The organism is Pseudomonas sp. A25(2017) (assembly GCF_002001065.1).
GTDB classification, from domain to species: domain Bacteria; phylum Pseudomonadota; class Gammaproteobacteria; order Pseudomonadales; family Pseudomonadaceae; genus Aquipseudomonas; species Aquipseudomonas kilonensis.
In genome coordinates, this window is sequence record NZ_MUOA01000072.1 from 60,662 (window position 1) to 67,430 (window position 6,769).

Genomic DNA, 6,769 nt, shown 5'->3' on the forward strand with positions numbered 1-6,769 from the left:
AAAATAGAGGAATACTCATGCCTTTGCGTTTGCGAGCACCCCATTTCCCCTTGACCCGTTGTTCCAGCCCTGGAGCATCTTCCAGCCTCTCAGGTTCGATTCGATAGCGGCCACGCTGTTTGCGGTCCTATCGCGCCAGCGGGATGTCGGCGCTCGACAAGCCTCGGAGTTCTTCAAAATGACAAAAGTCGTCGATCTGTATTTCAAGCTGCTCAAGCTGCTGATTGTGTTGTGCATGGTCGCGATGATCGTGCTGGTGTTCGGCAATGTGGTGCTGCGCTATGCCTTCAACTCTGGCATCAGTGTGTCGGAGGAATTGTCGCGCTGGTTTTTCGTCTGGATGATTTTTCTCGGTGCCCTGGTGGCGCTCAAGGACCGTGCTCACCTGGGCATGGACAGCCTGGTCAAGCGCTTGCCGCCGGCCGGCAAGCGTATCTGCCTGGTCATCAGCCATCTTTTGATGTTGTACATCTGCTGGCTGATTTTCAGTGGCAGTTGGCAACAGGCCGCGATCAACCTGAATGTCGTCGCCCCTGCCTCAGGATTGTCCATGGCGCTGTTCTATGGTGCTGGCCTGGTGTTTGGCGCCAGTGCCGCAGCGATCCTGTTCTACGAGCTCTACCTGGCGCTGTTTGGCAAGCTCGGGGATAACGAGCTGGTGATGGTCAAGGCCAACGACGCCGAGGAAATCACACATAACCCCGTCACCCCTGACCCCATCAAGAGTACCCGCCCATGACGCTGGTTATTTTCCTCGGTTCCCTGATGGGCAGCATGGCGCTGGGTATGCCCATCGCGTTTGCCTTGCTGGTGGTCAGCGTGGCGTTGATGTTCTACCTGGATCTGTTCGACGCGCAAATCATTGCCCAGAATCTGCTCAACGGCGCGGACAGCTTCCCACTGATGGCTGTGCCGTTCTTCATGCTGGCCGGCGAAATCATGAACGTCGGTGGCCTGTCCAAACGCATCGTCAACATCGCCATGGCGCTGGTGGGGCACAAGCGTGGTGGCCTCGGTTATGTGGCGATCATCGCGTCCTGCCTGCTGGCGTCGCTCTCCGGTTCGGCCGTGGCCGATGCGGCGGCACTGGCGGCGTTGCTGGTGCCGATGATGGTGCTGGCCGGGCACAACCGAGGGCGCTCGGCCGGTCTGATCGCCGCCGGTAGCATCATCGCACCGGTCATTCCGCCGAGCATTGGTTTCATCGTCTTTGGCGTGGCGTCCGGGGTGTCGATTTCCAAGCTGTTCCTGGCCGGTATCGTGCCGGGTCTGATGCTGGGGGCTTCGCTGGCCGTTGCCTGGTGGTATATCTCCCGCAGCGAGAACGTCGAGACGCCGCCCAAGCGTTCCCGTGCCGAAGTGCTGCGCACGTTGCTCGACGGTAGTTGGGCGATGGGCCTGCCCTTGATCATCATCCTGGGCCTCAAGTTCGGCATCTTCACCCCCACGGAAGCTGCCGTGGTCGCGGCGGTCTATTCGCTGTTCGTGTCCCTGGTGATCTACCGGGAAATGAAAGTCAGCCAGTTGTACGAAGTGATTCTGTCCTCGGCCAAGACCACCTCGGTGGTGATGCTGCTGGTGGCGGCGGCCATGGTTTCATCGTGGCTGGTGACCATCGCCGATCTGCCGGGCCAGTTGGCGGAACTGCTGGCGCCCTTCATGGACAACCAGACCCTTCTGCTGCTGGTGATGATGGTGCTGATCATCCTGGTGGGAACGGTGATGGACATGACCCCGACCATCCTCATCCTCACCCCGGTGCTGATGCCGGCCGTCATCCAGGCGGGGATCGACCCGGTGTACTTCGGCGTGCTGTTCCTGATCAACACGGCCATCGGCCTGATCACGCCTCCCGTGGGCACGGTGCTCAACGTGGTCTGCGGGGTGGCGAAGCTGGACTTCGAGGAAATCGTGCGCGGGGTGTGGCCGTTCATGTTTGCGCAGTTTGTGGTGCTGTTCTTGTTGGTCCTGTTTCCGCAATTGGTCCTGGGACCGTTGAAATTCTTCACCGGATAACACCGGTGCTGGCTAGCTCGACCTTAAAACAATAATGATCGGAGAGTGACATGGGACAACTGATGAAAACCCTGTTGGCCGGGGCGTGCGCAACGGGACTGCTGCTGGGTAGCGTGGTCAGTCACGCCGATGAAATTCGCGAGCGCACCCTGCGATTCGCGTTCCAGAACGTCAAGGAGCATCCACAAGGGCAGGGCGCACAGAAGTTCGCCGACCTGCTCAGCGAAAAGAGTGGTGGCAAGATCAAGGTCCGCCTGTTCCCCGGCGGTACCCTAGGCGGCGACGTGCAAACGGTGTCGGCGTTGCAGGGTGGCACGCTGGACATCACCGTGCTCAACTCCGGCATCCTGGCCGCCCAGGCGCCGGATTATGCCATGCTCGATTTCCCGTTCCTGTTCAACAACGTCGAGGAAGCCCATGCGGTCATCGATGGGCCGGTCGGGCAGAAACTGGCGGCGCAATTGGACAGCAAGGGGCTGGTAGGGCTGGGTTATTGGGACCTGGGTTTCCGTAACCTGACCAACAGCAAGCACCCGGTGACCAAACTTGAAGACATGCAGGGCTTGAAGATCCGCGTCATCCAGTCGCCGATCTACCTGGAAACCTTCTCCGCCCTGGGCGCCAACCCCGTGCCGATGGCGTTCCCCGAGGTCTACACCGGCCTTGAGCAGCACACCATCGACGGCCAGGAAAACCCGTTCACGGTGATCGAGGGCAACAAGTTCTACGAGGTGCAGAAGTATCTCTCCGTCACGGGCCATATCTTCAACCCGCAGTCGTTGATCATCAGCCAGAAAACCTGGAACCGCCTCAACGACGATGAAAAGGCAATGATTCGCGCGGCCGCGGCCGAGGCGCAAATATTCCAGCGCGAAGTCACGGCGGCGGGCATGGACAAGGCCAAGGCGACTTTGGCCAGTGCGATGACCGTGAATGAAATCACCCCAGAGGAGAAAGATCGCTTGCGCGAGCGTGTGAAGCCGGTGATCGACAAGTTCGCCAAATCCCTGGATGGCGACCTGGTGAAGACGATGTACGAGGAGATCGCCAAGGTGCGGGCGGCGCAGTGAGATGAGTGGGCCTGACACCAACGTCAGGCCTGGGCAGATACAATCTTGTGGGAGCGGGCTTGCTCGCGAATGCGTAGGGACATCCAGCATCACTGTAAGCTGGTCCACCGCTTTCGCGAGCAAGCCCGCTCCCACAGGTTCTTGCCTCTCTGTTATTGAGCCGCTGGTACCGCCAACCATTGCCCAATCACTTTCTGGTAGCTGCCATTGGCCTTGCTCAGGTGCAGCCACTGATCGACGTACATCTTCCAGGTGGTGTCGTCCCGAGGCAGCAGGTAGGCCTTCTCGCCATATTGCAGGTAGCGGGTCGGGTTGACCGCGCACAGGCCAGGCTTGAGTTTTTGCTGGTAGAGCGCTTCCGACGCGTCGGTAATCATCACGTCGGCTTTCTTGTCCAGCAGTTGCTGGAAGATGGTCACGTTGTCGTGGAAGCTGAGCTGGCCGTTGGGCAGGAACGCCCGGACGAAGGCTTCGTTGGTGCCGCCGGCCGGCTCGACAAGACGCACCGAAGGCTGGTTCATCTGCTCGATGGTCTGGTAGCGCTCCTGGTCTTCGCAACGCACCAGCGGGATCTTGCCATCCACGTCCAGGGTGGTACTGAAATAGGCTTTCTTCTGGCGCTCCAGCGTCACCGAAATCCCCCCCATGCCGATGTCGCATTGACCGGCAACCATATCCGGCATCAGGGTTTTCCAGGTGGTCTGCACCCATTGCACCTTGACGCCCAGGCTGGCGGCCAGCGAGCGTGCCATGTCGATATCGATGCCTTCGTATTCGCCGGTTTGGGTTTTAAAGGTATAGGGCTTGTAGTCGCCGGTGGTGCACACCTTCAGTTCGCCGCGTTGCAGGACCTGGTCCAGCAGCGAGGGGGCCGGCTCGGCCAGGGCGCTGCCGGAGAGCGCCAACAGGCCACAGAGCGTCATCGAGCTTGTTATGGTTTTCATAGTGATTGGACGTCTCGCAACGGAAGGGGACAAGACCGGGGAGTGTAGCAAGGGCCTAGCGCGAAATGATCCCGTGGTCGATCGCGTATTTCACCAGGGCCGCCGGCTTGTCGATGTTCAGCTTGCGGCGGATGCTCAGGCGATGGGTTTCGACGGTGCGTACGCTGATGTCCAGTTCACGGGCCATTTCCTTGTTGTTCAGGCCCTGGACCATTTTCGCCAGCACCTGGCTCTCCCGTGGCGTCAGCTCGTTGTCGGTGTGCGGGGCGGTGGCGAGTCGCTGGGCGATCTCGGCACTGTAGAAGGTGCCGCCGCTGATGATGGCTTCGATGGCCGCGATGATTTCCCGCGACGGCGCGTTCTTGAGCACGTAGCCGCTGGCACCGGAACGCACCGATTCGTTCACGTACTCATAATTGTCGTACATGCTGAGGATGAGGATCTTGAGGTTGGGGTATTGCTTGCCCAGCAGCCGGGTCAGCTCGAGCCCGTTCTTGTCCTTGAGGCCGATGTCCATCAGCAGCAGGTCCGGTTGGCAGCGACCGACCATTTCGATCGCTTGCGCGCCGTTCTCGGCTTCGCCCACCACATCCAGTTGCGGCATCACCGACAGCAGGGCCCTGATGCCATCGCGGACCAGAGAGTGGTCATCGACCAGCGCGACGCGAATCACGGGAGGCAGGTTCATCGGCAAGTGCTCTTGTTGGAAGGGGCGTGCATCAGCTTTCCGTGACCGAGAGATTCATGGGCAGCAGGATGTCCAGTTCGCTGCGGCCCGGCACCGACGTCACTTCCAGGCGTCCGCCGAAATGCTCGACCCGCTCGCGGATGTTACGCAGGCCGATGCCGGCATGGCCGCGTTCCACTTGCGGGACGTTGAACCCCATCCCATCATCGACCACCGTCAGGCGCAAGGACTGGCTGGAGCCGAACAGGGTGATGCCGACGCTTTTCGCCCCGGCATGGCGCTCGATATTGGTCAGGGCTTCCTGGGCAATGCGGAACAGCGAGACAGGGGCACCATTTTCCAGGCGGCAATCGAATTCGTTGCTTCGATAGGAGACTTCCAGCCCGCTGCGCTGTTGGAATTCGCTGGCAAGCTGGCCGATGGCGGCGGGCAGGCCCAAGGTGTCGAGCAGGGACGAGCGCAAGTCGTGGGAGATGCTACGGATCTCGCCGATGGCTTCGCCCAGCCGGTCGGTCGCGTTTTTCAGGATGCCCAGGCCGTTTTCCTGGCCATTCTCCAACACATGGCTGGCCAGTTCGAACTGGAATTTTATCGACACCAGCAACTGGCTGATTCCGTCGTGCAGCTCGCGAGAGACCCGCGAGCGTTCTTCTTCCTGCAAACTGACGATGCGCTGGTTCAGGCGCTGCAGCTTTTTGTCGGCCAGGCGATGTTCGCTGACGTTGAGGGTCATGCCGCCAGCGAACACCAGCAGGACCGCCACCAACGCGATCGCGGCGATGGCTTGCATGGTGGTGTGGATGCCATGGGCGACTTCGTCACGGGCTTGCTGGGTGGCGCGCTCAACGTCCTCCAGGTAAATCCCGGTGCCGAGCATCCAGCCCCATTTGTCCAGCATCACGACATAGGCCAGCTTGTCGGTCACCTGGCCGGAGGAGGGCTTGTTCCAGGCGTAGCGCTGGAACCCTTCGCCTGATTCGGCGCTTTTGATCAGTGCCTGGATGACCGGTAGGCCGTGGGGGTCCTTCATGTCCCAGAGGTACTGCCCCACCAGTTCCGACTGGCGGGCATGCATGAGGCTGCGGCCCTGGCGGTCGTACACGAAAAAGTAACCGTTGATGCCGAAGCTGAGCTTGCGCAGTTCTTCCAGGACCTGCTGTTGCGCGCGCTCGTCTCCCCGGCCGTTGTCATACAGCGGGGCGATCAGGCTCTGCGCCATCTCGACATAGTTCTTAAGCTCGGCGCGCTTGCTCGCCAGGATGCTGTCTTCGATCAGCTGCGCCTGTTGATCGCCCAACTGGCGATTGAGCGAGATCACCAGGGCACAGATGACCGCGATGGCCAGGACCAGCGGCAAAATCCCGAGGGCGACGATTTTGTGTTTGAGCAGCATCTGTACTCCTGTCCGGACTCGGCGGGGAGGCGAATGGCGGCATCATATGCCAAACCCATGTATGAGGCATAAAACCTGTGGCGCAAGACCTGTGGGAGCAAAGCTTGCTCGCGATGCAGGCGCCGCGGTGTATGAAAGACTGTATTGACTCTGATCGCGGGCAAGCCTTGCTCCCACAGGGGGAATTGGGGGTCTACGTAGTACTACGGATTTATTTATTGACCCATTGCAGGGATATTGGGTCGGCTCCGAATAGCCGGGGCACACTATAAAAACAATCGCCGCAATCCACTGGATATCGGCAGGAGACACGCAATGACAACCCGTCTGGTTAAACACCTCGCCTGGTTTGCCGTCGCCGTTCTGGGGGCCTGTGCGTTGAGTGTCGTGGCCTTGCGCCGCGGCGAACCCATCAATGCCCTCTGGATCGTCGTCGCAGCCGTGGCCATCTACCTGGTCGCCTACCGCTACTACAGCCTCTTCATCGCCAACAACGTGATGCAACTCGATGCGCGCCGGGCCACCCCCGCCGTGCTCAACAACGATGGCCTGGACTATGTCCCGACCAACAAACACATTCTGTTCGGCCACCACTTCGCGGCCATTGCCGGCGCGGGGCCGCTGGTCGGGCCGGTGCTGGCGGCGCAGATGGGCTATT

At 60.5% G+C, this 6,769-nt stretch carries 7 protein-coding genes; 4 read left to right on the plus strand and 3 right to left on the minus strand.

Annotation, left to right across the window (positions count from 1 at the left end; translation table 11 throughout):
- The first annotated feature begins 178 nt into the window (after positions 1-178).
- Genes B0E42_RS17810 through B0E42_RS17820 form a run of 3 tightly spaced genes read left to right on the plus strand, consistent with a single transcriptional unit; the run spans position 179 to position 3,086 of the window.
- Positions 179-739: a TRAP transporter small permease gene (locus B0E42_RS17810; RefSeq protein ID WP_077506950.1), complete on the plus strand. Its 561-nt coding sequence runs from the start codon at positions 179-181 to the stop codon at positions 737-739.
- Entirely contained in the window at positions 736-2,016 is a 1,281-nt protein-coding gene (locus tag B0E42_RS17815) for a TRAP transporter large permease subunit (protein ID WP_018613287.1), read from the plus strand. Before B0E42_RS17810 ends, B0E42_RS17815 begins: the two co-directional genes overlap by 4 nt.
- Positions 2,017-2,066: 50 nt before the next feature.
- Positions 2,067-3,086, plus strand: coding sequence for a TRAP transporter substrate-binding protein (locus tag B0E42_RS17820; protein WP_077506951.1), 1,020 nt, complete (start codon positions 2,067-2,069; stop codon positions 3,084-3,086).
- A gap of 152 nt (positions 3,087-3,238) precedes the next feature.
- On the opposite strand, the gene B0E42_RS17825 is transcribed toward B0E42_RS17820, so the two are convergent.
- From B0E42_RS17825 to B0E42_RS17835, 3 genes are read right to left on the minus strand one after another with little or no spacing between them, the layout of a single operon-like run.
- Entirely contained in the window at positions 3,239-4,030 is a 792-nt protein-coding gene (locus tag B0E42_RS17825; protein ID WP_033062917.1) for a transporter substrate-binding domain-containing protein, read from the minus strand.
- 55 nt (positions 4,031-4,085) lie between these two features.
- Positions 4,086-4,718 carry a response regulator transcription factor gene (locus B0E42_RS17830; RefSeq protein WP_053188150.1) on the minus strand — a complete coding sequence of 211 codons (633 nt, stop codon included), beginning with the start codon at positions 4,716-4,718 and terminating at the stop codon, positions 4,086-4,088.
- A gap of 31 nt (positions 4,719-4,749) precedes the next feature.
- Entirely contained in the window at positions 4,750-6,111 is a 1,362-nt protein-coding gene (locus tag B0E42_RS17835; protein WP_053188153.1) for a cache domain-containing protein, read from the minus strand.
- Positions 6,112-6,426: 315 nt separating this feature from the next.
- Here B0E42_RS17835 and B0E42_RS17840 point away from each other — a divergent pair.
- A partial coding sequence (locus B0E42_RS17840) for a carbon starvation CstA family protein (RefSeq protein WP_305886505.1) occupies positions 6,427-6,769 on the plus strand: 343 nt, incomplete at its 3' end.

Excerpts from the sequence above, each read along its gene's own strand:
- B0E42_RS17825 (WP_033062917.1), bottom strand. The coding sequence starts at position 4,030 with ATGAAAACCATAACAAGCTCGATGACGCTCTGTGGCCTGTTGGCGCTC.
- B0E42_RS17815 (WP_018613287.1), top strand. The coding sequence starts at position 736 with ATGACGCTGGTTATTTTCCTCGGTTCCCTGATGGGCAGCATGGCGCTG.
- B0E42_RS17835 (WP_053188153.1), bottom strand. The coding sequence starts at position 6,111 with ATGCTGCTCAAACACAAAATCGTCGCCCTCGGGATTTTGCCGCTGGTC.
- B0E42_RS17830 (WP_053188150.1), bottom strand. The coding sequence starts at position 4,718 with ATGAACCTGCCTCCCGTGATTCGCGTCGCGCTGGTCGATGACCACTCT.
- B0E42_RS17820 (WP_077506951.1), top strand. The coding sequence starts at position 2,067 with ATGGGACAACTGATGAAAACCCTGTTGGCCGGGGCGTGCGCAACGGGA.
- B0E42_RS17810 (WP_077506950.1), top strand. The coding sequence starts at position 179 with ATGACAAAAGTCGTCGATCTGTATTTCAAGCTGCTCAAGCTGCTGATT.